Here is a 25,407-nt window from a genome sequence, read left to right on the forward strand (position 1 = left end):
GGGGCTGTTCGTAGCTTTGCGCAAGCTTCGCTTATCATCTTTCGTTGAGGCTTCCAAGTATTCATTACGGGGGTAAAAATGTATTTACAGACTACAATAAGAGTCTTATTTCGGTACAATCGTAAATCGTCCTTTTCATTTTTACTAATACAATAAAAAACGGCTCCATATAAAGGAGAAAAGAAAATGGATGCAGTCGTTAGCCGCTTTCAGCGAATAAGCTATGCAATACCTTGGAATATTGGATTATTAAGTCTAGGTTCTTTTTTGACAGCCCTTGCGGTGAAGGCGGTGATAATTCCCAATGCTTTTCTGCCCAGCGGTATTTCAGGGCTGGCACTGCTGACATATTATATTTTTCCAGAGCTCTCTTCCGGCTTGTGGGTTTTTCTGCTCAATATTCCTGTTTTTATGGTCGGCTGGTTTTTTATCAGCAGAAGATTTTTCTGGTACAGTCTTTACGGCATGGTCACACTCAGTGTTTTTATTGAGCTTGTTCCCTGGACCATACCCTTTAATGATAAGTGGCTGGCAGTGCTTGCAGGCGGGGTCATCCTCGGTCTTGGTTCAGGTATCTGTCTGCGTTCGCTGGGGTCATCCGGTGGTATAGGAGTTCTTCAGGTGCTTGCCCGCGAAAGACTGGGGATCAAGGTCGGTCAGTTTTCAATGGGGTTCAATGCCGTGGTGCTTGGAACCGGAACTTTATGGCTTGATCTGGATGATGTTCTGTATTCGCTGGCAATGATATATGTGGCTTCAGCTGCCATAGACGCGGTCCAGCGGATGTTCAACCAGCGCAAGATGGTGTTTATCATTACTTCCCGCCCACAGGATGTTTCAGGGGCGATAATGTCCAAACTTGGCAGAGGAACTACCTTGCTTAATGCCCGCGGGGGCTATACGGGACAGGACAAGACGGTTATCATGACCGTGGTCGATTCATTCCGGCTTAAAAGGCTTGAAGCCACGATTATGACCATTGATCCCAAAGCGTTTGTAATTATTGAATCAACATTCAGCGTTCTCGGAAAAGGTTTTTCCGTACCGAGGTAGTTAAATGAGCAGGCCCATCGCGCTTTTGACGGATTTCGGATTGGATGATCCCTATGTTGGACAGTTGAAGGGAGTTCTGGAAGCACATGCACCTGACTCCAAAGTTATAGATGTCAGCCACGGGGTTGAGCCGTTCTGTATTTCGCAGGCAGCCTTTTTTCTGGCGGCGGCAATTGATCATTTTCCGGAGGATACTGTTTTTATAACAGTTGTTGATCCCGGTGTGGGCAGTTCCCGCCGTCTGATTGGCGCGGAGTTCGGGAGCAGGACAGTTATCGCTCCGGATAACGGCATAATAGAACTGGCGGAGGACAAATTCGGTGGAACCGTGATTGTGACTGATCTCAGTGAAACTGCCGGAAAAATAAATAGTTCAGCCACGTTTCATGGCCGAGATCTGTTCGCTCCGATTGCTGCCGGGATTGCCTGCGGTACATTATTGGAATCTCTCGGGCCGAAGCTTCCTCTGAGAGACATTGTGCGTTTGGGGATAAACAGACCGCAGTTGAGATCAGACGGGGTGGATGTGACTGTGCTGCATAAGGATCGCTTCGGAAACCTTGTTCTGAATATTCCTGATGATCATGATATCCCCGAGCGCATGTTCATTCCTGAAGAGCAATTACTTTCCGGTAATGATCCCAGTTGTGTTGAGCGGGTTTCTTGTTATTCCGAGCTTGCAGCCGGAGCTACCGGGATTCTGGCGGGCAGTCAGGGCTATTACGAACTTGCCTTGAACAGGGGAGCTGCTTCTGAAATGCTGGGCCTTGAGCCCGGCGATAAACTTACCCTTAAATGGACTACCCGGTGTCCACCTGAAAAATAAACATTGTCCTTCTGTTGCGAGTCATCCGGCTGTGTTGGGCATAATGACTAAATTATGAATATATTCCGTGACTTTCTAATAACTCTTGGATTCATGAGCAGACTTGGTCCGGTGATGGATATTGAAGCAGACGATCTCGCCCGCACCGTAAAGTGGATGCCGCTGACCGGCCTTGTGCTGGGAACTGTAATAGTTCTGCCTTTTTACATGGGACTTTTTGACGGCAAGTTCTGGATGCAGGCCTGGCTGACTGTAGCAGGTTCCGTTTATCTTACCCGCGGGCTGCATTTTGACGGTATTTCCGACATAGCAGACGGTGCCGGACCTTATCCTGACCCTGACAGATTCTGGAAAATCATCAAGGATAGCCGTGCCGGAGCTTTCGGTGTTCTCGCGGCTGTTCTGGCTGTTTTGGGGCAGGTGCTTGGATTCTACTATATTTATGAGGCTCAGGCATTCGGGGCTGTTCTGTGGGTGTTTACGCTGGGAAGGTTTGGTAATGCCTTTTTCGGGCGTCTGGTTCTTCCCATTGCAAGACCGGGACAGGGCATTCTGACCATGAAAGGAGCAGATAGCCTCTCGCTTTGTTTTGGACTGTTTACAGCTTTGGCAGTAGGTTTGTTAACAGTTTCGCCATATACCCTGCTGTCCGGATTTGCTGTTTTTTCCGCTGCTCTTCTATTTCTATACAGGCTTGCGAAAAAGGTAGGCGGAGCTAATGGTGATTTTCTTGGTGCTGCTCTGGTGCTTACAGAATTATCTGCCCTTTTGGCCTTTGCCGCAATCAATTGATCCTGTTTAATCAGGTTTGGAGCAGTCCAACCTCATTTCTACCAGATCTTCTTCGTAATTCTCGCTGATTTCAAATCCGAATTTGCGGGAGAGGCCCTGCATTGCCTTGTTTTCAAAAAGGGTCTGTCCCACAAGCCAGTGAGTGCCACGGTCTTTTGTATATCTGATTATCTTATGAAAGAGCATCGATCCCAGACCGCTGCCTTTGAGATCTGAGCGGACCACAATGGCAAATTCAGCTTCGGAATTATCCGGCTTGGTGGATGTTCTCACAACACCAAGTGTTTCCGGCTTGCCGTGTTCATTGTTTGCTGTAGCGATAAACGCCATTTCGCGGTCATAGTTTATCTGTGTAAAACGGGACATATCCTTATGGTCGAAATCCCGGCGCACAACTCCGAAAAAGCGCATGCGCATGTCTTCATCTGAAACTTTATCCAGAAATTCGTAATGAGCAGGTTCGTCTTCCGGTCTAATAGGGCGCAGGGTAACCTGTTTGCCGTCCTTAAGCACCACACACTCTTCAAGTTCGCGGGGATAGGGCCTGATTGCCAGTTGCGGGCAGTCCTCCCCGCATTCCACAACGGAAATTTTAGCACCGAGAGCGAGTACGCCTGTGTCGTCCCCGTAAAGAGGGTTGATATCAAGATGCGCTATCTGTGGAATATCAATGAACAGCTGAGAAACCTGTATCAGGGTCAGGCAGAGGTCATCGATATCAGCCGGGGGCTGGGTGGGGGTTCCGGAAAGCAGTCTTGAAATACGGGTCCTGCTGATAAGCTCCCTCGCCAGACTCATATTCAGCGGGACCATGGCGATGGCCTGATCAAGGACAACTTCGCGGGTCATGCCGCCGTGACCGAAGTGGATTACTGGGCCGAAAGTGGTATCAGCCGAAGCTGAGATGAAAAGTTCGTGGGCTCCGAGTCTGCGTCCCATTTTCTGGACAGTGAACCCTTCGATATAGGCGTCCGGGCGCTGGCGGTTGACCCGGGTAAGCATTGTCGCCGCCGCTTCCCATACTTTTTCCGGACTTTCAAGATCAAGCACTACTCCTCCGACATCATAGGGCTGGCTGATCTGGGGAGAGCGTATTTTAAGGGCGACCGGACACCCTATTTCATCTGCGGCAATCACCGCTTCACGGGCTGATATAGCTACTTTTGTTTCAACTACCGGCAATCCGTATGCCGCAAGGACTTTTCTCGCCTCGGGTTCGTTAAGGAGTTCCCTTCCTTCGGAAAGAGCCTTGCGGACTGTCTCACGGGCGGTGGTGGTGTCGGGGAAGAAGTCCGTGGGGAGTGAATCAGGGGTTTCAGTAAGCAGCTCCTGGTTTCGCTGGTATTCGGCCATATACATGAAAGCCCGCACAGCCTGATCCGCGCTTTCATATGTGGGAATGCCAGACTGCGAAAAAATTCTTCTGGATTTTCGGGACATATCAGAGCCTAGCCATGATGTAAGCACCATTCGGCGGACTCTTTTCAGCCCTTTGGCCAGAACTTCGGCAACTTCCATGCTTGAGATCCCCGCAAAAGGAACATGAACCACCAGAACCGCGTCTACTTCTTTGTCCTTGATCAGTACCTTAAGGGCATCAAGGTATTTCTGGCCGGAGGTATTGTAGCGAATTGTAACCGGGTTTGATCTGCTCCATTGCCCTTCAAAGATATCATCAAGTTTGGTTACTGTTTCCTCGGAAAGCTTGGAAAGTTTGCCCCCCCGCCTCATGAGGCCGTCTGCCGCAGTCAGTCCGGCGCTGGTACCGTTTACAATAATGGCCAGACGGTCCCCACGCACCGGCTGCCGAAGGCTTGCCAGAGTCTGGGCCGCGTCAAACAGTCCATCTATGGTCTGCACCCGCAGCATACCGGCTCTGCGGAAAGCAACATCGTACGCTTCATCCGTTCTGGCGGCCATGGGATTGTCCAGATGGGCCAGTTCGTTTGTGACATGTTGCAGCGACTGTCCCGGGCGTATTGCCAGAACAGGCTTATTGCGTGAGGCAGCCCTTGCGGCGGACATGAATTCGCGGGCATCATTTATGGACTCGATATAGAGCAGAATCGAGCGGGTCTGGGCATCCGAACCAAGGTAGTCAAGCACATCCGCAAAGCTCAAATCTATGCGGCTGCCGAGGGAAATTACATGTGAAAATCCGATATCATTTGTAGCGGCCCAGTCCAGAACGGTGGGGATAAAACTGTCCGACTGGGAGACAAAAGCTATCTTTCCCGCCTTTGCCGGAAGAGGGGCGAGACTTGCATTCAGGTTCTGGGTAGGGATAATGAAACCAAGGCTTTTGGGCCCCAGAATTCTCATCTGCGGGGATTTTGCGGCACGCAGAAGCTCTCCTCTCAGTTTGTTTTTTTCATCCTCTGGCATGGCGCTGAATCCGGGACCGATTAATGCGACCGCTCTGACACCTATTTCACTGAGCTTTGAAAGAAGAGCCGGGCAATCCTGCAGTGGGCGGCAGATAACAGCCAGATCAGGAACTTTGGGAAGATCTTCCACATCTTTATAGGTCAGAACTCCGGAAATTGCTTCGGCGTCCGTGCTGACTGGCATGACCGGGCCGAGAAATCCTCCGCCCATCAGATTACGCATGAGAATCTGTCCGGGGTTGCAGGGATCATTGGTGGCGCCGATAACCGCGATTGATCTCGGCTGAAAAAGATATTCCAGATTGATGACGCTCATGAATTCCTCTTGAAGCTGATGCGCTTTGCGCTTTTTAAGATTCCTCCGGCTGGCAGAGGAGAAATAATATCAACGGCACTCATTGATTCCGGGCATGGATTTATCGATAAATAAGTTCTGATTTGAGGTTACCGCTGCAATTTATAAAAACATATCTGTTTATTGCTTACCATATCAAGCAAAACCGGGTCAGTATTTGTTTTTACTTTGGAATTCTTCCCGGGCAATAGGTGGAACAGCACTGTTCAAGGTTACGGAAACAGAGTATATGACTAACAGAAGTGCATAATTTATTCAAAAAAGGTGAGCCGGAGCCATTAAATATGATTGATAACGCTATTGAAAGCCTGATGGATGAACAGAGAACTTTTGACCCTCCCGAAAATATGCAGAAACAGGCTTTTCTGGATAAGGATAAATACGAAGAGGCCTGCCGTAAGGCGGGTGAAAATAATCAGGAATTCTGGGCTGAAAGGGCGCGTGAACTTCTGGATTGGCAACGGGATTTCAGGACCGTTCTTGAAGTTGATCCGGATAAAAAGGAATACAAATGGTTTTCCGGTGGCCGTTTGAATGCTTCGTACAATTGCCTTGACCGTCACCTTGAAGAAGGTCGCCGCAATAAGGCGGCATTGATCTGGCAGGGAGAGCCTGAAGAGGATGTGTCGGTATATACCTACCACATGCTGCACCGCAAAGTGTGCAGATTTGCAAATGTGCTTCTCAAAATGGGAGTAGGCAAAGGAGACCGGGTCGCACTCTACCTTCCTATGGTTCCCGAACTGGTGGTGGCCATGCTGGCGTGTGCCCGCATAGGTGCTGTTCATTCTGTTGTTTTTGCCGGGTTCTCAGCGGTGAGCCTTCAGAACAGGATTCTCGATTGCGACGCTAAGATTCTTATAACCGCGGACGGAGTTTTGCGTGGGGGCAAGGTCATCCCATTGAAACGTAACGTGGATGAAGCTCTTTTCGAGTGTCCTTCTGTTGAGCAGGTTATTCTGGTCAGAAGGACAGGAGCGGAAGTTGAATTCTTTGAGGGGCGTGATACCTGGTGGCACGAGGAAATCTCGGCCGCGGACATTTCTGATTACTGCAAACCCGCACAGCTTAAGTCGGATGATCCTCTTTTCATTCTTTATACTTCGGGAAGCACCGGCAAACCAAAAGGCATAGTCCAGACTGTAGGCGGTTTCATGGCCATAACGGCCCACACGACACAGTGGGTTTTTGATCTCAAGGATGATGACGTTCACTGGTGCACCGCTGATCTCGGCTGGATCACCGGGCACAGTTATACAGTCTATGGTCCGCTTTCACTGGGAGCGACAACACTGCTCTATGAAGGCGTTCCCACTTATCCGAGACCGGACCGGTACTGGGAGATTGTGGAGTGTTACGGAGTGAGTGTCTTTTACACTGCTCCCACTGCGGTAAGGGCTCTGATGCGCGAAGGAACGCAATGGACCGCAAGACACGACATGCCATCGCTGCGTATTCTCGGAACAGTGGGCGAACCCATCAATCCCGAAGTTTGGATGTGGTATCACGAACATGTGGGCAAAGGAAAAATCCCCCTGCTTGATACATGGTGGCAGACTGAAACAGGCGGAATTCTTATCTCTCCACTACCCTATGTTGATAAACTCAGACCCGGCTCCACAGCAAAGCCCCTTCCGGGAGTCAGTGCTTCCGTGTTGCGCAGTGACGGTTCTCCGGCTGATGTCAATGAAGGTGGCCACCTGGTCATCAACGAGCCGTGGCCGGGGATGCTGAGCGGTATTCACAACGATTCAAAGCGATACATGAAAACATATTTCGAGCGCTTTCCCGGCAAGTATGAGACAGGTGACGGTGCACGGGTTGATGAGGACGGAAACTATTGGATTATGGGTCGTCTGGATGACGTGATCAATGTTTCCGGTCACCGTCTGGGGACTGCTGAAATAGAGTCGGCTCTGGTGGCTCATCCTGATGTAACCGAAGCTGCGGTGGTAGGTATTCCTCACGAGATTAAGGGACAGTCCATTTATGCTTACGTCACATTGCGGGACGGAATTGATGAGGATGATGAAATGCGTGAGGAACTTCAGGATTGGGTCGGTAAGGAAATAGGCTCCATTGCTGTTCCTGAGGCTATCCAGTTTTCCGAAGGCTTGCCCAAGACCCGTTCCGGTAAGATCATGCGCCGTATTCTTCGACGTATAGCTGTGGGTAATGATGATTTCGGGGACACCTCAACTCTTTCTGATGCATCGATTATCGGTGGCCTTATCGAAGGGCAGAAAGAACTTTTCGAGTAAACTGGAGTTTTAATGTCTGATCGTGAGCAGAAAATAAAAGAGTGTATTGATTTTTTGAACCGGAATAGCATGCTCGTGCTTGCCACGCAGGGCTCCGAAGGCCCATATACTTCGCTTATGGGGTATTGCTGCGCTGGTGACGGACGGGAAATCTACATGCTGAGCAGCAGAGACAGCCAGAAATGGGAGAATCTGAAATACAGCCGTAAGGTTAGTCTGTTGATTGATGACCGTGATGGAAAGCTGGAGAACAACCGGGAAAGCATAAAAGCCCTCACAGTTGAAGGTGAGTTTGTGCAGGTATCCGATAAGGATGAAGAAAGAGAAATTATGGACCTGATTTCGGAATCAACGGATTCAATCGCGAGGGTTTTTTATGGTCCGGAGTGTTCGGTTATCCGTATTAAGGTAAATTCTTTCCTGCTACTTGATGGACCGGAGAAAGCCTTTTTTTCTGGAAAGTTATAGATAGGGCGTCTTTTTGAGCGGAGCGATTTGTCATCAGACTCATTAAATAATAGTATGTTTAGTCCGGGGGATGCAGCGAAAACCTGAACGACAGGTTGTCCGGCTGCATCCCCCGGACATTTTTTTGCGCCGTAATTATGTAATTCCTGAATAATCAGTCCAGCCCTGACAGAATTCTGTCTTTTAAGCCGACATTAAGCCCGACATAACATTATTCCCTTCACATGACCCAATTAGTTTTACCGCGTTTTGTTAGTGTGGTAATATTTATAGCAACTAATTGAACCCTGTATTGATCTTGATGACTTCTGTTTCCGGATCGCGAGGAATTAATGTTTAAATCCATGCGGGCAATAATACTGCTTTTCGTAGCCGGTCTGGTGATTTTCACCACGGTCGGACTGTCTTATTTTGCTCAGGAGTATGTCACGGAAGCCGTTTATCAATCTGAGTTCCGGCATGCAGAGGATATAATAAAGTCGACTCTCCTTAATGTTTCTATTGAATATCAGAGCCTTGTCTTTTTCCGGGATGCAGCCATTGAGCGGCGCAAGGCTGAGCTGCAGGACATTGTTGATATCGCCTACAGTATAGTTCTGATGAATTACCGGAAGTATAAAGAGGGTGGGTTTACAGAGGATGAGGCCAAGGCGTTAAGCCTACAGCAACTCAGAGGTATACGTTACGATGATGGGGTAGGATATATCTGGGTTAACGATACCACTTCTCCGGTACCCAGAATGGTTATGCATCCGATAATGACTGAGCTTGAAGGTGAAATTCTCGATAATCCCGAATTCGAACGTGCTCAGGGAGTTGGTAACAATATTTTTGTCGCTTTCCGAGAAGTATGTGAGGCTTATGGTGGCGGATATGTAGACTATCTCTGGCCCAAGCCTTTAGCTGAGGGGGTGAGCGAAGAGCGGGCCAAACTATCCTATGTAAGCCTGTTTGATGAATGGGACTGGGTTATCGGATCAGGAGTCTATATTGATGATATAGATAAAGAAGTTGAGAAGCGTTTTGCAGCTGTTCTGGATGAATTAAGGCAGACTCTCTCTGAAATTAAAATAGGGAACAGTGGTTATGTTTTTATTATTTCGGGAGAAAGAGAGATTATAATTCATCCATCCTATGAGGGAAAGAATGTGGATACTCTCATTAATCCGGAAACAGGAGCTCCTTTGTTTGATGAATTGATTACTGCAGCAAAGGGGATTGGCGTCCATGATTATATGTGGGATAAACCTCCGGGTAATGTCGGGGATTTTCGTTTCCGCAAAAGAGCATATGTCAGACATTTCGAACCATTGGACTGGTATGTCTGCTCAACTGTTTATGAAGATGAATTGAAAGATCCCGGCCTGGAATTGCGCAGGAAAATAACAGCTATTTCCGTAGGTGTTCTGGCGCTTGCACTTACTTTTGCGGCTATTTGGTCAAGCAGCATAGTTCTCCCTCTGCTTAAGCTGACTGCAGGAGCAAGGGCCATTCGCGAGAGTGGAGTGGATGCTTCCAAGATTCCTGTGGGCGGTCCGACGGAAACCAAGGAACTGGGGATGGTTATCCGCGAAATGATAGTATCAATCCGGACAGGTATAGCTGAGAAAGAAAAGCTGATGGAAGCACTGGAGCAGGGTAACCGTGAGCTTTCAGCCACAAATCTCAAGTTGGAATCCGAGATTGAGGAGCATGACAAGGCCAGACAGGAACTGCTTGCTTTGCGCAACCATCAGCAGAATATACTTGATTCCATGCCTTCCATTCTCGTGGGAGTGGATGCATCTGGTGCTGTTAACCAGTGGAACGCGCGGGCAGCGGATGCCACCGGTAAAAATTATGATGAAGTCCGCGGTTTACCGTTGAGGGAAGTTCTTCCCGAACTGGCAGAAGAGTTTGAAAAAGCCAGGACTGCGGTTATAGATGGTAAAGTTGAAGAAAGAGTTCGCATCCCGCGCAGGGTCAATGGCGAGATCAGATATGAAAATATAACTGTCTATCCACTGGTCAAAAATGGATTTGAGGGGGCGGTAGTGCGCCTGGATGATGTTACCTCCCGGGTCCGTATTGAAGAGGTTATGGTTCAGACGGAAAAAATGATGTCTGTGGGCGGTCTTGCTGCCGGTATGGCCCATGAAATAAATAATCCCCTTGGGGGGATCATGCAGGGGGCTCAGAATATAGAAAGAAGGCTTTCTCCTGATTTGAAAATGAATGCTCAGGAAGCTGAGAGATCGGGAACTTCAATCGAGGCTGTTAACAATTACATTGAAAGCCGGGGTATCTTCCGGATGCTTTCCGGTATAAGGGATGCGGCTTCAAGGGCTGCCAATATTATTACCAATATGCTTAATTTCAGCCGCAAATCCGATGTCCATAGGACTTCATGCCGTCTGGATGAACTGGCGGAAAAAGCCGTTGAGTTGGCTTCAAAGGATTATGATCTGGATAAAAAATATGATTTCAGACAGATAAAAATAATCAGAGATTTTGAAGATGATCTGCCTCACGTTATATGCTCTCCAACAGAAATTGAGCAGGTATTATTAAACCTTCTGGGCAACGCAGCACAGGCTATGCACGAAATAAAAGACCGGAAAACGGAGCCACAGATTACGATCAGGGTTTATTCCGAGGGCGATTATGTGGTCACGGAAGTGAAGGACAATGGCCCGGGAATGGATGATTCAGTCAGGAGAAGGGTTTTTGAACCGTTCTTTACCACCAAGCCCAAAGGATTGGGAACCGGTCTTGGCTTATCGGTTTCTTATTTTATAATTACTGAAAATCACGAGGGAAGCTTCAGTATAGAGTCCAGTCCGGGGCAGGGGGCAAAGTTTGTTTTCAAGCTGCCAGTGAATGCAAGAGTTATCCGGTAAAGTTTTAAAGGGTTACGGTAACAGTTGTTCCGTTTACAGCAGAGGTTTCCATTTTGATGTCTCCGCCATGTACATTGGCGATCAGTTTTGCGGAGTATGTTCCAAGGCCAGTGCCCTCCGCTTTTCCTGCTGTTGAATATTTTTCAAAAAAAATGTCCCTGATGGCAGGGGGGACTTCTCCGAGATTATGTATCCTCACAGTAGCACCCTCCGAATCAGAGAGAGCTATGTTGACTGAACTGTTTTCCGGAGCAGCTTCGACACTGTTTTTCAGCAGATTGGCAAGCATCGAAAACAGCAGGAGTTCTTCTCCCCGAACAAAAAAACCAACTGCGCCATCAGGAGCCTGTCCGTTAACAGTTATGACCAGTTCAAGACGCTTTGATTCAATTCTATCCAGCAGGTCCATCCTGATCTGCCCGACCATGGGCAACATATCCACTTTTTCCGGCTTGAGCACGTAACTGCCGGACTCCATGCGGTAAATATCATAGGATCTGTTTATCAGCGCGAGCATTTTGTAGCCTGAATCCTGAATGCTTTTTATCATTTCCTTGCGGCTGTGGTCTGTTTCCGAAGCAAGGAGCAGGTGCGGGAGATTTATTACCGCATTCAGCGGTGTTTTCAGGTCGTGGCGGGTTATGCGGTCCACATCCTGATGAAGCAATTCGGATTTCTGGTGGGTGATGACATCCGTTACCGCCGATGCCAGGGAAGAGCAGAAATGTTCAAGGTAGTCCGTTCCCATTTCAGGGTGGTAGCGTTCCACTGACGGGTCATAGAAAGACAGCAGCCCGATCATTTTTTCAGGGTGGTATTTATCCATAAGTCCGAAGGCAAAGCATGAACCTCCGTTTTCCGGTGACATATCAGGGTCTCCGAAGAAAATATCTGGACGCATCATTTTAGAGATGGGCCCTATGAAAATACGATTTTTTTCCTTACACAATGTCGCATCAATATAACGCATACAGCCTTTAAGATGGAAAGTGGGAATACCGTCAAGGGGAAGTCCGGAACATGTGTCACGGTCAAGAACGATGGAAATTTTATAAGCACCCAGTTCAGAAGCGATCTGTCCGAGGATGTCAGGCAGTGCAGAAACTGATTTAAGGTTGTTTACATATGTCTGGGCATTGGAAAATCTTTGAAATGTTCTGAAGTCGGAATTGTATGCAGCTAGCGTTTCCTTGAGTTTCTGTTCCAGATTCCGGTTGTTGGATTCAAGTTCAGTAATAGTATTGCGTGTTGCAATCAGGTTGTCTTCCATGCGCAGGCAGTTGTCGCGGGCAAAAGCATAGTTTTCAAAAATATTCTGGGCCAAAGCTTCGGCCTGTTCATCATGTCCTTCATCTTTGAGTTTCTTTAACAGGTCCAGTTTTTCACCTAATTTTTTGAGGCTGGGCAGGTTGTCCATACGCTTCCTTGGAAATCATTAGTTATCCGGATAGAGTTTGTTAATGAATATAACTGTAGAAGACCTGTTATTGCAATATCGGGAATGTTTAATTTTGGAAAAAGAACCTCATATTCACGGGTTGAGATCAATTCAGAATGAACTTTTTCTTGATGTCATGTTTTTTCAATAGCGCATAAAGACGGGAAACAGATATCCCCGCGGTTTTTGCCGCCTGTCCCATATTGGCCTTGCAATGCATGATCAGACTTTCCAGATAGAGCTTTTCAGCCTGTTCCAGTGCCTGCTCCCGGTAGTCTTTCAACTGGGGAAAATCTTTTGATTCCTTATCTCTGCAGGAAGGGAAAGAAAATTCCGGTCCGGGTGAACCGGCTTTGTTCTTTTTGAATTTGTTTCCGGCTATGAGGGTTAGTGTGCTTTTGGCCTCGGCCTTGGGGAGTACGGATGCCTGTGCCGCTGCAACTCGGACTTTAACCGGAAGGTGTATCGGCAGAAACTCACCTGCTTCGCTGTTGGCTGTAAATACCTGCTCGAGAACATTGAACAGTTCACGGACATTTCCCGGCCAGGCGTAGGACTTTAGCGCTTCAAAAAAATCGGTTGAAACACTGATAGGGGGAGATTCAAAGTCCACAGCCAGTTTATTCAGATAATACTGGGCAAGCCTGCGGATGTCACTTCCGCGCTGTCTCAGAGGAGGAAGTTCAATCGTAAAAGCCTGCAGTCTGTATAGCAGATCCTGCCGGAATCTTCCGGCATGCACAAGAGCTTCCAGGTCCCGGTTGGTTGCTGCTACGAGACGGAAATCGCTTTCCAGCTCTTCGTGCCCACCCACAGGGCGGTAAGTGCGTTCCTGCAGCACTCTCAGAAAAGATTTCTGCAGAGATAGGGGAAGCTCTCCTACTTCATCAAGGAAAAGTGTTCCCCCGTCAGCTTTGGTGATCAGTCCCTGATGCGATTTGTCCGCACTGGTGAATGCTCCCCTCTCATGGCCGAAAAGAATGGACTCTACCAAGTTCTCCGGAATGGAGGCGCAGTCGACAATCACAAATGGACCCTTGCGGCGGGAACTGTTGTCATGGACCGCTTTTGCGAAAAGTTCCTTTCCGGTCCCGGTTTCCCCCAGAATCAGAACTCCGACATGGCTTTCGGCGGCTTTTGCCGCCTGATCCAGACAGCGCATAATGGAGTTTGAGCGGCCGACAATGTTGTGATGCCCAAGCTTGGGTCTGGAGGCCTGTTTTTCAGTCCGGTATTGCAGAACCCTCTGCATATGAAGCATGTACTCTTCCGCACTTGCAGGTTTGGAAATGTAATCCCATGCTCCTGAGTTGATGGCCAGTTCCGCTCCCTTGCTGTCACCTTTCCCGGTGATGATTACAACTTCGGGAACATTTCCCAACTGCTGAAGCTCGGGAAGGGCGTTGAGTCCGTTGCCGTCCGGAAGGACAACATCAAGAAAAACAACGTCAAATCTTTCTTCACGGGCCAGAGCCATGCCCTCTTTCAAGGTAAGGGCATTTTCAGCATGATGGTTTAGATCACTGGCAATTGCGACCAGCAGTTCACCGATGAAAGGATCGTCATCAATAATCAGAACGTTTGCCATAGTGGAACCTGTTTAATCAGATAGTGAATAAATTATCAGGGCAGTGGGATATATATTCAGTTGAGCATAGCTTTTATGTAGAGGCAACCTTTTTCCCTTTCTTGCTGAGGATAAATGGAATCCCGGAAAGGCTGAACATGGTGGTCCATATTCTGTGCATGAGATAAACTGATGCTCCTGCGTTAACTGTCTCGTTTGTGGCGAGCCGCAGGAGGGTCTCGAATGCCGCTTCATTGACTCCAAGTCCCGCTGCCGGAGCGGGAATGATTCCCGCGAGGAATGACAATGGCGCGGAAAAGAAGATTGCCATGAAATCCGGTGTACTCGGCAGATTCTGGGAAAGAGAGAAAAGAAAAAGAGACAGGATCAGCAGCAGATGCTGGACGGCTGTGACAACAACTGTCTTCAGAATTATGTCAGGGCTGTTTCGGTATAGGAAAACCGCAGAGATGAACTCTGATGTTTTTTCGCCAATTTTCGAATTTCTAAGTATTTTTTTTCTTATAATGCCGTTTTCAAGCATTTCAGGAGCAAGTACAGGAGCGAGAAGGGAGAAAGCCGAAACTGCAAGCAATACGGGACCAATCTCATCACTTACAAAAGAGGAGAATTCGCCAGAGCATAGAATGCCTGCCATTACCGGGAATGATGTTCCAAGGAGCAAGGCTGTTTTCCTGTTTTTGATCAAAGCCAGAAATGCCAGTGAGAAGCTCATCCATAGACCGCAAAGCAGCGCTAGAAGAGGTACTGCAATCAAACGCAGAGTCTGTGATGACTCAACAAGTTCCCAGTTGAGAATCATGCCCAGGCCGGCAAGCATGAAAAGCCCCATGGTTCCTATAAAACGGTCAATCATTATGGCCGCTCCCGTGCCGGATTTGTTTCCCGTTCTTTTAACTGTATAGAAAAAACGGGCTACATCCCCGCTGGCCGGGCCCAGTACACACTGGGTGAAAAAATACATTATGGAGCTGGCTTTCATGCTTTCGCTGATGGGAAAGACAACTCCTCCGCCTTTGAGAAGCTCTCTGTAACGGATACCGCTGAGACTCATGGCGGTTAGGAGTGCAACTGCACCGCTGAGAAGAAGCGGAAGACGGCTGGATTGAACCGTCAGGTATTCAGGTTTAATGCTCCCCGAGCTGATCAGCCACCATAAGAGCCCCGCGGCCAGCGTAAGCCGGAAAAGATTTGAGAGTAAGGCGGATTTTTTATCTGTATTCGGATTCGGGTAGTTCAAGGTTACAGTTCCTTATTGCGTTGTTATGAGCAGTTTCTACCCATTTTAAGATTTTCAGGCAATAATCCTTATACAATGGCACTGGGTAAATCTTAACATACCGGTAACTGTAATGGTTTGACAGGAAGAGAATATGTGTATAGTTGCTAGGTCAACAGTTGACTGTGCAACAATAATTAAAATTGGAAGGTATAAGTGTCTCAGCAGGTGAAATTCGGATACATGGCCGCGCAGATGGTCAGGCTGCACAAAACAGTCCTTTCAGAAAGACTTGATAAATTCGGAATTACTTACGGCCAGATAGGGTTCATCATGCAGGCCGTGAGGCATCCCGGGAGAACTCAGGATGAACTTTCAATAATTTTGAGTATTGATAAAGGCGCAACTGCAAGAACAGTTGCTAAACTCGAGAAAGAAGGTTTCCTCTATCGAGAGGAGAATCCTGATAATAAACGCCAGAAACTTGTATATCCGGCAGAGAAAGCCCTGGATGTGTTTGATGAGTTGCATATTGCCCTGCAGGAAAGCAACGACAGTATGCTTGCCTGTCTTGATGCTGAAGAAAAAGAACTCATGCTGGGGTTTATGGTCAGGATTATTGACAGCTGCAGAGCAAAGCTCGGCACATCCATAGACTGGGATGCTCTTTAAGTATTATATGTTAAGAGTGGCATAAGGCCACAGCAGGTAATTTATTTATGAATGAATCTAAACAGAAAGCGGTGATATTCACTGTGGCTGTGACCCAGTTCACCATGCCGTTCATGTTTTCAGCCGTAGGCATAACCCTGCCGGTTATGGGGCATGATCTGGGGGCGAGCGGCCTTGATCTCAGCCTTGTTGAATCAATTTACATAGGAAGCGTTGCAGCACTTCTTCTTCCTCTTGGTAGACTTGCCGATATGCATGGGAGACAGCCCATGTTCAGGCTCGGTGTTCTACTTTTCGCTGTTTTCACTTTCATGATCGGCTTTGCCCGGTCAATTGACACGGTAATACTTCTACGGATGGCTCAGGGAATGTCGGGAGCAATGGGTATTGCCACAAACATGGCTCTCCTGACCGATTCTATCCCCAAAGAAGAGCGGGGCCGGGCAATGGGGCTTGCTGTTGCCGCGGTTTATCTGGGGCTTTCCGCCGGACCTTACGTCGGTGGCCTGGTAGCTTCGCATCTTGGATGGCGCTGGCTTTACTGGCTGGGTATGATTCCGCTTGGAATTTCCTACATAGTAGCTCACCGCAATTTGAATGGCCGCTTCCGCGCTTCAACCGAGAAATTTGATTTCGGCGGCAGTTTTGTAGTTGTTTTTTCAATTGCCGGAATAGTCTTCGGAGGTACAAGCCTTAATGCCGGTTGGTTCGGTCCGTCTCTTCTGGCGTGCGGACTGGCTGGATTCGGATTGTTCATCTGGATGCAGAACAGGTCTTCGTCCCCTCTGGTGGAACTGAAGCTTTTCAAGGAACGGCTGGATTTTGCCGATGCATCATTGGTTCAGTTTATCAACTATGCCGGAACGTTCGGGATAGTCTTTCTGTTCAGCCTTTACCTGCAGAGTGTCAAAGGCCTCAGCCCTCATGACGCGGGGCTTGTTCTTGTTGTTCAGCCTGTAATTCAGGCACTGCTTTCTCCTCCATGCGGAAGGCTTGCGGATAAGGTGTCCCCCCGTTTCCTTGCTTTACTGGGCATGATCGCCTGTACAATAGGTACTGTAATGGGGGCAATGGTTACGCAGGAAACTGAACTGTCTTATCTCTATACAATGTTTGTTATACTGGGCATTGGATTTTCCCTGTTTTCCTCGCCGAACATGATGATTTTAATGGGCAGTGTCCCTCCGTCACGTTTCGGTTTTGCTTCGGCTGTTACCGGGGGGCTGAGGACTCTGGGAATGGTGGCGAGTATGGTTATCATCGCCATTTTCCTTTCCACCATTATGGGGAATGCTCCGGTTTCACCTGAGTCAGCAACCGAGTTTCTGAGTGTTATGCGCTATTCCCTGATTACTCTCTCAGGACTGTGTCTTCTGGCAGTCTTCATATCCTTCCGCGCGATGCTAAGAAAGTCCACAGTTGTCAAAGAACCTCTTTGTGTGCAATCTGCCGGAAACAATAAGGAGGACTAGATGGCCGCGGAGAATGTCACCAGCGAAGAAGTTATAAAAGCCGCCAGAAAGGCAGGCAGGGAATTGACAGACGATCAAAGTCTTGGCGATGGTTTCGATCAGGAAGAAAAGCAGGCTGAAGTCCTCGCGGAATATCTCAATCTATTGGTGAAGTGGAATAAATCCATGAACCTTGTCGGCCCTTCGGGGTGGAGAGAGGTATTCAGTTCTCTGGTTATTGATAGCCTGCATCTTGCGGATTTTCTAAACTCGCTGAGCCTTCCTGAAGAACCGGTCACACTGGACCTCGGGGCGGGAGCAGGACTTCCCGGAATACCCCTGCGCTGTGTATGGCAGAAAGGAAGTTACCATCTGGTGGAATCCCGCCAGAAACGTTCCATTTTTATGCGTACCGCGCTGCGGTCCATGAAACTCCCACGGACAGTTGTTTTTCAGGGGCGGGCTGAAAATATTTCGGAAGAAGATCTCCCCGCGGACCTGATCCTCAGCAAGGCTTTTATGCCATGGAAGGAACTTCTGCCCTTCGTTTCAGGAATGCTTGCAGAAAATGGCCGGGTGATCATCTTGTCCAATGATCAGGCGCCGGAGAATTCCGAAATTGAGTCTTTCGGGTTCAGTCTTGAAGCAGTAAGGGATTACAAAGCCGGGGAGAAGACACATTATTTCTGGGCACTGAAAGCAGCACAGGTTTAAGAGGTTCTTCCGGGATAAAAATTGACTGGGTGTATATGATGGAATCAGGGTTAAGATGACTGCTTCAGGCTTTATTTCACCCGATATCTGAAAACATAATGGCCGGTCAGGATATTTAAAATCCTGACCGGCTTAAAAAATTATTCCTGTCCGCCACCGGCAAGCTGATTGAGCATGCCTTCTTTGAAGATGAGCTTTGTTGCGTGTTCATCCGCTATTTCAGCAACATCCATGAGCTTTTCCAGAAATTCAAGTATTTCAAAGCGCTTTTCTTCAGTTCCATTGTCGAACTCGAATTTCATGTCTCCGGAAGTCATGTATTCTTCGAGCTTTTCGAGATATTCCATATTAATCATCTTGATTTTATCCCTTTTTTTCTGATTGGTGTTTGCCTCATACCATTTGTAGCTGCTTTTTAAACGTGATGGTAAGGCGAGCCGCGTAAAATAGAAGCAGCACGGTACAGCTGTTCAAGAAGCATTGTCCGGGCCAGTTCGTGGGGCAATGTCATTTTACTCAGCGACAGTTTTACTCTGGCGGCATTCTTCACATCTTCAGATAAACCGAAGGGCCCCCCGATTACAAAGCAGGGAGTGAGGTTCGGGTCTTCGGTCCAGCGCTGCAGTTGTCGGGAAAGCTCTACCGAAGTCATTTCCTTGCCTTTTTCATCCATGCAGATAAGCAGGTCCGAAGGCTTGATTTTATCGAGTATGGCTTTCCCTTCCCGCTGAACTTTCTCTTCGGGCGGAAGTTTGCCGGGCGCGTCTTTGAGGATGGTTTCGTCCAGTTTATGAAACCGGCCCAGTTTTTTTGTATAATGGTCGCAGGCATCTTTGAAAAAAGGCTCTTTGAGCTTTCCAACCCACACAAATCTGATTTTACTCATTCTACCTAAACTTTTTTGAGTGTTGCGTTGAGTTCACCATCTTTGAGACTAATCTTTACGTATCCGCCTCCGGAAGCCATCCCGGGGTTGAAAACAGGTGACTCCCCGATAACATCTTCCCCGAATCCTTCGTGGATATGGCCGCTGATGACAATATCTGGCTGGTGTTTTTCGATGAATGCGCGGACTGATTTGCTGCCTACGTGCATACCGTTGCCTATTACGTCAAGGGCGGTATTGTGAGGGGAATCATGTACAGCAAGTATTAATCTGTCGTAATATCCTGCTTTTGCGTAAGTTTCTTCGAGCATCTGGGACATTTCTTCTTCGCTCACTTCACTGGGAGTTCCGAATGGGGTTTGGATGGAGCAGCCGACTCCCATGATTTTTATACCCGGAGCCAGTTCTCTTACTTCACAATGCAGGTTGGCTTCTTTACTTTTGAGAAAATCAGTTACATTGGAGCGGTCCATGTTTCCGGCCTGCCCCAGTATGTTGGCATTGCGCGAGTATACTGATTCCCACACCTTTTCCACAGCCCCTTCGGGGGAGTGGTTGGTCAGGTCTCCGGTCAGGATGATCCCGTCCGCCTTATCAATGTCTGGAATAAGTTTCGGCAGACTGGTGCTCTGGTGAATATCTCCGAAAGCTATCCAGAATCTGGTTTGTTGAGACATACTAACTCCGGTTTATTGAAATATTGAGAAAGCTGTTTTCGTATCTGCTTGGGTACCTTAGATACCATTTTCATTTGTAAAAACCAATGGTCCGGAAAGAGCCTGATGGGTTGGCGGACATTTGAAAGTCGCTTTATTGTTTCACTCTCTTGTTGATTTTTCCCTCAAATGCATGATGAAATCAATTGAACCGTTAATTCAGGAGAGGAGAACGGTAATGGATAAAAATGTTTTGAGGCAAAGGCTTCTTGAGCTGCGTTCCGGCATGGCCGGTCCTGAAGTTGACTCTGCGAGCCGTGATATAATCGAAACGGTAATGGAGCTTGAGCAGTGGAAGGACGCTACAGAGGTTCTTCTTTACTGGCCTGTCAGGAACGAGGTGGATGTCCGCCCACTCCTGCAGGATGCCTGGGCTGAGGGAAAGAGATTATTTATGCCGTGCTGCCGGCGTGATGAACCCGGACATATGGACTTCGGTGTTGTCCGGGCTGAAAAGGATTTGACCAGCGGTTCTTTTGGTATCAAGGAGCCGTGCAGGTCCCGTTGCGAATTCCCCGACGCGGTCAATCCGGATCTGGTGATTGTTCCGGGTGTGGGGTTTGACAGAGACGGTTATCGCATAGGATTCGGTGGCGGTTATTATGACCGTTTTCTCGCCAGACCCCGTAAGGAAGGTTTTATTTCCGTGGGAGTCTGTTATTCTTTTCAGATTGTAGATGGTTTTCCCCGTGAACCGTGGGACCAGCCTGTTGAACTGATTTGTACCGATAAGGAAATGATATGGCGAAACTGACTTATATTCCCTTTGTTTTTCCGGGACTTGAAAATGTATCAGCTGTTTTCACAACCAGAAAGGGCGGTAAATGCAAGGCCCCGTTTGATGGTGGAAACCTGTCCTTTGATGTCGGCGATGATCCTTTTGATGTAAGGGCCAATCGTACTGAACTTGCCGCATCTCTTGGTGTCGGCTACTGGCATGAATGCAGGCAGGTTCATGGTGACATAATCCATTTCGATCTGGAGACCGGTTCTCCCGGGGACCAGTCCGAACTTGATGGCGACGGGCTGGCCACTTCCCTGAAAGGACATGCTCTGGTCGTTAAAACCGCAGATTGCCAGCCCATTCTGCTGGCCCATAAAAACGGTGATTTCGTTGCAGCATTGCATAACGGCTGGCGCGGCAACGCTATGAACTTTCCCGGGAACGGTGTTAAGCGCATATGTGAGCATTATTCATGCGATCCCTGCGACCTTTTTGCCGTAAGGGGACCAAGCCTCAGTCCGCAGACTGCGCAGTTTGTGAATTTTGAAACTGATTTCGAGCCGGGGTTTGAGGAGTACTTCAATAAATCAGACAGCACTGTTGATTTATGGAAAATGACTGAAGACCAGTTGCAGAAGGCAGGGCTTGAACCACGGAATATTTATTCCATGGACATGTGTACCTATTCAATGCCCGAGACATTCTTTTCTTACCGCAGGGATAAAGAAACAGGGCGAATGTGTTCCTTGATCTGGATCAGATAATTTTTAAAGCCTGTAATCCGGAATGTGGATAAAGAGAGGCGGAGCAGCAGCCATCCAAGTAGCTGCTTAAACGGTAATATGATCCGATGCTCTTCGGAAAGGGGGGCAGGTTCCTTTTACAGGGGTTGTCCTGCATATTCTGATTGTATCATTTGTCTCAGCAAAATAAGAAAACTCCGCAGAACCAATGGTTCTGCGGAGTTTTCCGGATTTGTTGCTATCAAGTAAGATCTGTTTTTATTCGGACTGCTTTGACGACTCAATGAGTTTAAAAACTCTTTCTGCAAGCTGGTTGATTTCAGCTTTTGAAATCTGATCGTTGGCTCCTACTGATTCCCCTTTATGGTAAAGGGTATCGGTAATGATTGAGGAGCAAAGCAATACGGGGATATGGCGTAGCTCGTGGTCATCCTTGATGCGCTTGGTAAGGTTGTGACCGTCCATTACCGGCATTTCAATATCGGTGACAACGATGTCAACGTAATCGTCAATGGATTTTCCTTCGGAATCTGCTCTTGCCCGCCATTCCATGATTTTATCCCACGCAGCTTTACCATTATGGCTTCTGGTCACCTTAAACCCGGCGTCCTCAAGCATCTGACCGATCATACGTCTGATCATGGTGGAGTCGTCTGCAATGAGGGCTTTGAGTTGCCTTTGCTCGATCTTGTTGATCAGGTCCGCTTCCGGCAGATCGGTTAGATCCATACCGGGGTTGAGGTCGGCGACAATTTTTTCAAGGTCCAGCAAAAATACGATTCGCCCTTCCAGTTTGACCACACCTGTTATGGAGTTTGCGGTCAGGGAAGAAACCTGCTTGCTCGGAGCTTCAACCTGTTCCCAGCTAATGCGGTGAATCCTTGTTACACCGGAAACAAGAAAGGCAGTGGAAATTTTATTGAATTCAGTGACGATTACTTTCGGAGCTTCATCTTCAATCCTGTTTTTTCCCACTCTGCGGCTGAGATCAATCAGGGGGATAATTTCGGATCTTAGGTCAAAAGCACCGAGGACAGCGTCGTTGGCAGCGTCAGGCATGTCTGTGAGTTCGGGCAGCCTGATTATCTCAACAACTTTGGCAACGTTGATGCCGTAGTAGCTGCGGCGAGTGGAGTCGTCATGGACGTTGTCAATTTCATCAATGTAAAATTCAACTATTTCAAGCTCATTGGTGCCTGACTCAAGAAGTATATTGGTATGGGCCATTCTCATCCCCCCTATTTATATGACGTGTCATGCCTGCGTTAAACATTTTGTACTGCTACTACTCAGTTTAATTTAGCTTGAAACTGCTGTTTATGAAAGATGTTTTTCAATTTTATAATTTGGTTTGAGCCTGTATTTCCAGTGTAAACTCGGAGAAATGTCAACTGGAATCAATCCTCTTTTAGTGAATTCTATGAAAAAATAACACAAAAATACAATTTTAAACCAGTCTGTAATATAATTTTAAATAGTCATTGACCATTCGCGTACTGCTGAATCTGCTTCGGCCCTTATGGAATCCCGCATTTCCGAGTTTTTCCGCAACGAGCCTGTTGTTCAGAAGTGTTGAAACTGTATCGGCGAGATTATCCTTTTCATAAGGGGGGATCAAGATGCCGTTTTCACCATTTGTTATCTGCTCCACAATCCCGCCGACCGAGTAGCTGACTGCGGGAAGGGCGTTTGCCATTGCTTCCAGAATGACAAGAGGGTGGTTGTCTGCAAGTGTGGGGTAGGCGAGTACGTCGGCAGCCAGCATAAATCGGGTAAGTGTATCTCTGTCAACATAAGGTATGGTTACAAAATCCCCATTACGTTCATTTTTTTCTCCGCCAATGGCGAAAGCAACAGCCTCCGGTGTTTTCTTTTTGATCAGGGACCAGTAGTCGGCCCATTGCGGACCGGATTTGTACCCTGCCTTCTGTCCTCCGTGCGCGACAAAAAGGACAACCTTTGAGGCCGGATGCAGCCCTAGGTATTTACGGGCCCTTCTTTTGTCTCCGGGATTTTCGGGCCAGGGAATGCCGTTAGGAATAATTCTGGCCTTCAGGTCTTTATGGGCATTCCGAACCAGCCCGGCCAGCCATCTGGAGGGGGAAACAAGCAGGACTTTGCTCTCTATAAGGGCCTGTATATTACGTTGTCTTTTTCTTTCTGAATCAGGAAAATTTCTCGGGCATGGATTCATACATTTTTTGGCAAAATGAGGGCAGTCCAAAGGGTAGGAGCAGCCGCCGGTGATCATCTGGGTGTCATGAAGGGTAGCTACTATTTTCACAGAAGCAGGGAGGGTTGAAAGAAATGCGGCCGGGTCTGCTGATGAATGCAGGTGGACAATTGAATTTTCGGGGATAGCTACAGCGGCTTCTTCCGGGCTGATCAGTTTTTCCCCCGGTTTCTCGGAAGCTTCAAAACTGTGGGCATATTCATAGCCATTCTCCTCCATTCCTTTCATGATCAGCTGGGCTACTCTCGTGGCTCCTCCGCTTGCAGCCAGCGCGCTGTGGTGTATGACTTTTTTTTTAATCATAACTTTTCCAGAATATCATGTTTGATACACCATAGAATATGAAACCGTGCTTCGCTGTCTGAAAGGGTGGGGGCCAGTTTTCTTATTTTCCCGGTCAGATCTCTGACGCTGATGGGCTTGCGGGCGAAAAAAGCCATTTTTTTAATTACTTCCTGCTGCAGAGATCTTTCAATTCCCCGGTAGATAAGCGGAAACTCACGACCGTGATAGATTGCCTGCCCTGTAACTCCGGTGGCAACCATTGTTTTAGGGGTGATGGTGGATGATGTGTAGTGCCCGAAAGCCTCCCCGTATCTTACCTGTATTGGATGCTTAGCCTTGCGGAGAGTCTCGGTCTTGACCGGGACAGTATTCAGCTCTTCCCAGAGTTTTACATACTGTAATACAACCTGCTTCCATGTGAACTGCTTCTGTATCCGTTCGACTGCTGCCTGTCCCATTTCTTGGCGTAACGCTTTATTGTTTATAAGCTTTTCAAGAGATTGTGCCAGGGCTGGAGTAAGCACGGCTGTCTGCTGCGCCATCATAAGATGGTACTGGTTGTCAAAACACAGGGGAGCCATCGGGTCCAGATCTTGAGTTTCGGCAGGGCCTATGGTTTCAATCAGAAATCCGGTTTTACCGTCTACAACCAGATCCCGATAGCCATCATATTCCGATGCAATAACCGGAAGGCCCATGGCTCCGGCTTCAAGTACGGTCAGTCCGAATGTTTCCTGCGGATTATCGGATATGGAAATAAAGATGTCGGCGGCGCGGTACAGATCCAGTTTGACCGTTTCCGAAGGACGGGCAACTATTACCAGTTCCAGCCCCATGTTTTTTGCCAGTTGGGCCATGGTTTCCGGGAAATCATCCTCGTCATCCAGCCATCCGGCAAGAATCAGCCGCACCTTATCCCGTTTCATGCCAGAGGCAAAAAGTCGCTGCATCGCCCGCAGAAGGGGCAGGAGATCCATTTTGGAGTAGTGGGCGATTCTGCCGAAAACCAGAATATTCACCCTTTCGTCTTCTGCAAAGCCCAGTTGTTGAGAGGCTTGTTTTTTCTGCTCTTCCTCAGGTGGAGACAGCGGCTCCGGATTGATTCCAAGGGGTATTGTTTTGAGTTGGGGCGATGGATAGTCCTGCTCGTTCAGTCCGTAACCTTCGCGCAGCTGCTTGAGGTAGTTTTCAACAACCTTTGTTCCGAGCGAGGACGTACCGACAATGCAGTCTCTATCGGTAGTGCCTTTCCAGAGATAATTAAGGAAAGAAGATCCGTAATTGCTGTAGCTCAAAGAATGGGTGGTCCCGGTGATGGGAAATATGTTTTTGGCAAGCATGTTTCTTATTCTTGCCAGATGGGGAGGATAGAGTATGCAGTCCGACTGGTGGAAACAGAAATACTCCTGACTGGAGATTGCAGAGGGAAGTTCCCTGCGGTCCATGATCTTTATCTTTCCGGAATTGAGTAATGCAGGGAAATTGCGGTTTAAAAATTCCTTTAATCCGTTGCGCGCACCGGATCCGGAGAGGAAAAAATGGTATTCATCAAACGGATCTAAGTTGAAAAGCGCGCTTATAAATCCGATGTTGGCTACTTTTCTGCCAAGTATCGGCCCTGCCTCGTAGAAGGGATCCAAAGTTCCCCATATTCTTTGAGTTTCCATAATGTTCTTCAAGCCATATTTGCACCATTCTTGTCAAAGGATTTATTTGC

At 48.0% G+C, this 25,407-nt stretch carries 21 protein-coding genes; 11 read left to right on the forward strand and 10 right to left on the reverse strand.

The features are described 5' to 3' along the window. Positions 1-186: 186 nt before the first annotated feature. The 3 genes from ACZ5PW_RS02675 to ACZ5PW_RS02685 are packed head-to-tail and all read left to right on the forward strand — an operon-like array spanning position 187 to position 2,671. On the forward strand, positions 187-1,053 hold the full coding sequence (locus tag ACZ5PW_RS02675) for a YitT family protein (protein WP_464557787.1): 867 nt from the start codon (positions 187-189) through the stop codon (positions 1,051-1,053). 4 nt (positions 1,054-1,057) lie between these two features. Next, complete coding sequence (locus ACZ5PW_RS02680) at positions 1,058-1,879, forward strand: SAM hydrolase/SAM-dependent halogenase family protein (protein ID WP_464557789.1); 822 nt, start codon at positions 1,058-1,060, stop codon at positions 1,877-1,879. A gap of 54 nt (positions 1,880-1,933) precedes the next feature. After that, the gene (locus tag ACZ5PW_RS02685; protein WP_464557791.1) at positions 1,934-2,671 is read left to right on the forward strand and encodes an adenosylcobinamide-GDP ribazoletransferase; all 738 of its coding nucleotides are present in this window, start codon (positions 1,934-1,936) and stop codon (positions 2,669-2,671) included. Between the two features lie 6 nt (positions 2,672-2,677). Here the strand turns inward: ACZ5PW_RS02685 and ACZ5PW_RS02690 are convergent, their stop codons facing one another. Beyond that, the gene (locus ACZ5PW_RS02690) at positions 2,678-5,374 is read right to left on the reverse strand and encodes a bifunctional acetate--CoA ligase family protein/GNAT family N-acetyltransferase (RefSeq protein WP_464557793.1); all 2,697 of its coding nucleotides are present in this window, start codon (positions 5,372-5,374) and stop codon (positions 2,678-2,680) included. 323 nt (positions 5,375-5,697) lie between these two features. On the opposite strand from ACZ5PW_RS02690, the gene acs reads away from it, so the two are divergent. From acs to ACZ5PW_RS02705, 3 genes are all read left to right on the forward strand, one after another. Then, positions 5,698-7,674 (forward strand): acetate--CoA ligase, encoded by a 1,977-nt coding sequence (gene acs / locus ACZ5PW_RS02695; protein WP_464557795.1) that lies wholly within the window; start codon positions 5,698-5,700, stop codon positions 7,672-7,674. A 12-nt stretch (positions 7,675-7,686) separates the two neighbouring features. After that, on the forward strand, positions 7,687-8,142 hold the full coding sequence (locus tag ACZ5PW_RS02700) for a pyridoxamine 5'-phosphate oxidase family protein (protein ID WP_464557797.1): 456 nt from the start codon (positions 7,687-7,689) through the stop codon (positions 8,140-8,142). 332 nt (positions 8,143-8,474) lie between these two features. After that, entirely contained in the window at positions 8,475-11,021 is a 2,547-nt protein-coding gene (locus ACZ5PW_RS02705; RefSeq protein WP_464557799.1) for a cache domain-containing protein, read from the forward strand. Positions 11,022-11,025: 4 nt separating this feature from the next. Here the strand turns inward: ACZ5PW_RS02705 and ACZ5PW_RS02710 are convergent, their stop codons facing one another. The 3 genes from ACZ5PW_RS02710 to ACZ5PW_RS02720 all read right to left on the reverse strand — a co-directional run bounded on the left by ACZ5PW_RS02710 (position 11,026) and on the right by ACZ5PW_RS02720 (position 15,287). Further along, the gene (locus ACZ5PW_RS02710; protein WP_464557801.1) at positions 11,026-12,438 is read right to left on the reverse strand and encodes a sensor histidine kinase; all 1,413 of its coding nucleotides are present in this window, start codon (positions 12,436-12,438) and stop codon (positions 11,026-11,028) included. 127 nt (positions 12,439-12,565) lie between these two features. Then, the gene (locus tag ACZ5PW_RS02715) at positions 12,566-14,047 is read right to left on the reverse strand and encodes a sigma-54-dependent transcriptional regulator (RefSeq protein WP_464557803.1); all 1,482 of its coding nucleotides are present in this window, start codon (positions 14,045-14,047) and stop codon (positions 12,566-12,568) included. 73 nt (positions 14,048-14,120) lie between these two features. After that, complete coding sequence (locus ACZ5PW_RS02720) at positions 14,121-15,287, reverse strand: lysylphosphatidylglycerol synthase transmembrane domain-containing protein (protein WP_464557805.1); 1,167 nt, start codon at positions 15,285-15,287, stop codon at positions 14,121-14,123. Between the two features lie 195 nt (positions 15,288-15,482). Here ACZ5PW_RS02720 and ACZ5PW_RS02725 point away from each other — a divergent pair, with 195 nt between their 5' ends. Genes ACZ5PW_RS02725 through rsmG form a run of 3 tightly spaced genes read left to right on the forward strand, consistent with a single transcriptional unit; the run spans position 15,483 to position 18,103 of the window. Continuing rightward, a complete protein-coding gene (locus ACZ5PW_RS02725; RefSeq protein WP_464557807.1) occupies positions 15,483-15,938 on the forward strand; it encodes a MarR family winged helix-turn-helix transcriptional regulator in 456 nt (151 codons plus the stop codon). A 47-nt stretch (positions 15,939-15,985) separates the two neighbouring features. After that, positions 15,986-17,410 carry an MFS transporter gene (locus ACZ5PW_RS02730; protein WP_464557809.1) on the forward strand — a complete coding sequence of 475 codons (1,425 nt, stop codon included), beginning with the start codon at positions 15,986-15,988 and terminating at the stop codon, positions 17,408-17,410. Beyond that, positions 17,411-18,103 (forward strand): 16S rRNA (guanine(527)-N(7))-methyltransferase RsmG, encoded by a 693-nt coding sequence (gene rsmG, locus ACZ5PW_RS02735; protein ID WP_464557811.1) that lies wholly within the window; start codon positions 17,411-17,413, stop codon positions 18,101-18,103. A gap of 140 nt (positions 18,104-18,243) precedes the next feature. On the opposite strand, the gene ACZ5PW_RS02740 is transcribed toward rsmG, so the two are convergent. From ACZ5PW_RS02740 to ACZ5PW_RS02750, 3 genes are read right to left on the reverse strand one after another with little or no spacing between them, the layout of a single operon-like run. Continuing rightward, positions 18,244-18,459 (reverse strand): hypothetical protein, encoded by a 216-nt coding sequence (locus tag ACZ5PW_RS02740; RefSeq protein WP_464557813.1) that lies wholly within the window; start codon positions 18,457-18,459, stop codon positions 18,244-18,246. Positions 18,460-18,518: 59 nt separating this feature from the next. Further along, entirely contained in the window at positions 18,519-18,989 is a 471-nt protein-coding gene (locus ACZ5PW_RS02745) for a 23S rRNA (pseudouridine(1915)-N(3))-methyltransferase RlmH (RefSeq protein WP_464557815.1), read from the reverse strand. Positions 18,990-18,994: 5 nt separating this feature from the next. Next, a complete protein-coding gene (locus ACZ5PW_RS02750; RefSeq protein ID WP_464557817.1) occupies positions 18,995-19,666 on the reverse strand; it encodes a metallophosphoesterase in 672 nt (223 codons plus the stop codon). Between the two features lie 217 nt (positions 19,667-19,883). Between ACZ5PW_RS02750 and ACZ5PW_RS02755 the strand changes: the two genes are divergently transcribed. Further along, positions 19,884-20,459 carry a 5-formyltetrahydrofolate cyclo-ligase gene (locus tag ACZ5PW_RS02755; RefSeq protein ID WP_464557819.1) on the forward strand — a complete coding sequence of 192 codons (576 nt, stop codon included), beginning with the start codon at positions 19,884-19,886 and terminating at the stop codon, positions 20,457-20,459. Further along, a complete protein-coding gene (locus tag ACZ5PW_RS02760) occupies positions 20,447-21,193 on the forward strand; it encodes a purine nucleoside phosphorylase YfiH/LACC1 family protein (protein WP_464557822.1) in 747 nt (248 codons plus the stop codon). The genes ACZ5PW_RS02755 and ACZ5PW_RS02760 overlap by 13 nt, the downstream gene beginning before the upstream one ends. A gap of 237 nt (positions 21,194-21,430) precedes the next feature. Here the strand turns inward: ACZ5PW_RS02760 and ACZ5PW_RS02765 are convergent, their stop codons facing one another. The 3 genes from ACZ5PW_RS02765 to ACZ5PW_RS02775 form a co-directional block, all read right to left on the reverse strand. After that, positions 21,431-22,399, reverse strand: coding sequence for a chemotaxis protein (locus ACZ5PW_RS02765; RefSeq protein WP_464557823.1), 969 nt, complete (start codon positions 22,397-22,399; stop codon positions 21,431-21,433). Positions 22,400-22,619: 220 nt separating this feature from the next. Beyond that, a complete protein-coding gene (locus tag ACZ5PW_RS02770) occupies positions 22,620-23,708 on the reverse strand; it encodes a glycosyltransferase (protein WP_464557825.1) in 1,089 nt (362 codons plus the stop codon). After that, the gene (locus tag ACZ5PW_RS02775; protein ID WP_464557827.1) at positions 23,705-25,357 is read right to left on the reverse strand and encodes a glycosyltransferase family 4 protein; all 1,653 of its coding nucleotides are present in this window, start codon (positions 25,355-25,357) and stop codon (positions 23,705-23,707) included. Before ACZ5PW_RS02775 ends, ACZ5PW_RS02770 begins: the two co-directional genes overlap by 4 nt. Between the last annotated feature and the right edge of the window lie 50 nt (positions 25,358-25,407).

The organism is Maridesulfovibrio salinus, from assembly GCF_055394525.1.